Here is a 3,321-nt window from a genome sequence, read left to right on the forward strand (position 1 = left end):
CGTTGCTCTTCAGTGAGGTCGGGGAAGCTGCGCAGGAGGGTCAGAAAGCGGGTCAGGGCGTTGGTCATTCTCCCAAGTTCGGGAGCACGGTAATACCATCAAATGCTTAGCTTAATGGCCGTGGGCGCGGTGTTGGGCGATATCCTTTGTTTAATAAACTCAAGTAGTTTGTCTGTGTACATTTGACTTGGTTTACACTCAATTCCTTTTTCAACTAACTTCCTCCTAACTGTCTTATTGCCATTGATTCGTCCCATAAAATATGTAGGATGATAACTTCTAATATATGTTGGCAAACTTTCAGCATTTTCTACACTACTCCTTATCCTTATTTCTGCCAGCATTCGACTATTTAGACATTTTGACTCGTCGACTGCAATAAAATCGACCTCGCAGTTCACAAAAGCCGACTTTTGTAGAATACAATCATTATTTGGGCCGGTTAAGAATAACACTATACTTGGATGTAAAATTTCAATCTGCTTTGCGAGTAGATCTTGTTGTAATTCATATATTGCTTGTGCTAACTCTCTGTTTTTTGTCGGCCTACCCTCTGTGTCGGATTTATTTGTACAACTTTCAACTGCGAATAGATTTATCCATACATGACTGATCCATGAACTGGATCCACCATTAAGCCGCAATATATCTTCTTTATATAGCTTCCTAGTAAATTGCCAGAATTTTCCACCGTATCTACTCGCGTGATTTTTGATAAAATGGTCATACCTTTGATGCAAACCCTCTGCTTCAATACAATTCACGTCTGATAAGAATATATTTTTTAAATCATCTTCTGTTTGATTATACCATGTGTTGGTTTCCTGACCTACAATAATCACCCTATCAGCCATATAGTCGCATGGAATCCTTGGCACATGTGGATAGGAAAGATTTAGCCCTCCTCCATACTCAGAAAACGTACGAGTGTACAAATCATTTATTTGTCTCTGCAGGTCTTCAATTGCACTAATGCTGGCAGAGTTAAGTTCCATAACTATCTAGGTTAATAGCAAATTTGATCGGTTACCAACATTTGATTCTAGAAATTAACTGTATCTCTCCGTACCGGCTTTGATGCCGGTATTTCGCCCAACGGGGGCCTACCCGACGGCCGCCTTAACCACCAAACACTATGGGTGTCGACTTTCAATTCGGCCGCTTCTAAACCCTCATTAGCACCCAAAAGCTCAATCGGCGGCTGTGCGTGGTAGGCGGTGTTGTGTGCATCTATTTATATTTTCCTTTAAATATTTTAGAACCCGATATTTCTCTATAGTCCAAATATAGATTTCTTGAAAGTTCTGCAAAAATAGGTGCTAAAAAGTAAGCGGCTTCATCGACATATTTTTTATTCGATGTGATTTGGAGTGACATCAAATCTTTAAACAGCTGCCCAAACTCTTCATTGCAATACTTAGTATTCCCAAATAAGTCAGATTTAATGCTTTTTGCAGCTTGAATTCCTTGATAATTTAAGGCATTTCTACGAGTAGACAGAAAAGTTTGCTGATATATTGAAAATATGTGGTCTATTTTTTTCAAAGCAGTATATTCGTCATTTTGAGCATCACTTAGGGCTAGGTATTCTTTTAAAAAATCGTGGAACATAATCCACGTCTTGCTGTGGGTGTTTCCATTATCCTTTTTGAGGATTACCTTTGATTGATTGGATGAAACTTCCTCTGATGTAAATAGATAGCCACCTTCAGGCATTTGTACCAAACTCCCAGTTACTGCGGTTAGAATATTCTGCAAATTATTTGCTTCGCTCCTACTTAGAAAAATGAATCCAGTTCGCTTCATCCTCAGCAATAGCGTAGCTGAATAGAACGCGTAATAATAATTAGTGACAAATAGCCATGTTTTATCTACATTATTTGAGTTAGCTAAGTTTACTTTTTGTAAATGTTGCTTAAGAAAAAACACTTCAATCTCACCTGCTAGTGCCTTGAATAATTTATCACTGTCAACATTAAATTCATAAGTTTGAATAGCTGGAGTGTCTCCGCCAATAGTGTGATTTTCAACTAAAAATCTTATATTATTATAATCAAGTTTATCCTCTTTAATTTTGTGGGGATAAAGGTCTGGCAATGTAGAGTTCCTGAAAGAAATATATCTTTCCCCCTTTATTGAAATCAAAACATATCTGGTTTAATGTCTTTAGTTTTATTTATTTCACTTTTCATATTATTCGTCAGTTCAGCAATCGTCGTATTATTTGATCCACTGAATGAATCGTAATCTACGATTGCAATTGGGTCTAAAACTTCTATTAAAGATTCAACCTTCAAATTGCCCGCTTCACTTAGGGTTTTGTCTACGACATCGTTAAATATTCTGAATAGAGACTTGAACAGAACAGTTTTATTAAGTTTCGCATTCTGGCTCTTGCTTTTTTCTAGAACAATTTCAGCCGCTGTCAAATAGTTACTAATTCCTTTATAGAGCAATTGCACTTTTTCACCTTTGAACGGTCCATTTTCTATTATTTCCCTTGTTGAGTCGTTGAAAGTTTTTCTAGATATTTTACCAGAGATACTTCGAGTTGGTGCCAGTAATCCAGCTATAGACGATTCTTGATTTAGCAATTGAAACAATTCCCGTTGAACTTCCTCAGTTGGTGTTTCTCTCTGAGCTAACTGTTTGATATCTAACAATAAAGCAGAAGGGACACCTTTCTGGTTGGTATTGATATCTATAAAAAGCGACACTTCTTCCGGAAGAGTCAAATCTGTGTAAATTGTTACAGGCACTTGGTATTCATTGCTAGACTTATCGTAGCCAAACAAACGATGCTGGCCATCAAGGACGAGGAAAATTCGAGGGACATTATCAAATGTTACTTGATTGTCATTTTCAAAAGCAAAGTTGCTGTTGGCTTGGGCGCTAACTATGATAGAAGCAGGGATACTCCCTTCCCCCTTATCAAGATAGTTTGCAATTTGAGACGCCCTATTGCTGTTTAAAAACCTGTTAAAGCCTTTAGATTTGTCCTCGTTCCTTCTGACAATAAAACAGTAGTCTAGTAACTGCTTTGAAGAAATTACTGTTTGGTAAAATGTAAATCCATTCTGTATACATTGAACTGCAGGGAAAGATACTTTTGGCACAATTGATAATTTTAGGGTCAAGTATATGATTGATCAAAGATACAAAGCGTCAAGGGAATTACTTATCCTGACAATTGGTATGAGTTGTGTACCAAAGACCTGGGTAACAGAAGTCAACCCACCTGGGTAACACTTTTTAAAATTACGATTATTATCCTTGTTTTTCCTTTCCTGCGCCCGGGGCCTGGCTTCCTGGAGGCCGTAG

3 protein-coding genes are annotated in these 3,321 nt (G+C 37.6%); all 3 read right to left on the reverse strand.

From position 1 onward, the window contains the following. Window positions 1–98: 98 nt before the first annotated feature. Window positions 99–995, reverse strand: coding sequence for a hypothetical protein (locus NMA52_RS18595; RefSeq protein WP_254829218.1), 897 nt, complete (start codon window positions 993–995; stop codon window positions 99–101). A gap of 235 nt (window positions 996–1,230) precedes the next feature. Next, entirely contained in the window at window positions 1,231–2,145 is a 915-nt protein-coding gene (locus NMA52_RS18600) for a hypothetical protein (protein ID WP_254829219.1), read from the reverse strand. After that, window positions 2,142–3,116 carry a DGQHR domain-containing protein gene (locus NMA52_RS18605; RefSeq protein WP_254829220.1) on the reverse strand — a complete coding sequence of 325 codons (975 nt, stop codon included), beginning with the start codon at window positions 3,114–3,116 and terminating at the stop codon, window positions 2,142–2,144. Before NMA52_RS18605 ends, NMA52_RS18600 begins: the two co-directional genes overlap by 4 nt. Window positions 3,117–3,321 lie beyond the last annotated feature (205 nt).

The sequence above is a fragment of the Lewinella sp. JB7 genome, from assembly GCF_024297185.1.
Classification (GTDB): domain Bacteria; phylum Bacteroidota; class Bacteroidia; order Chitinophagales; family Saprospiraceae; genus Neolewinella.

Bases quoted from the DNA above. Each gene is read 5' to 3' on its own strand.
- NMA52_RS18595 (WP_254829218.1), bottom strand. From the start codon at position 995: ATGGAACTTAACTCTGCCAGCATTAGTGCAATTGAAGACCTGCAGAGA.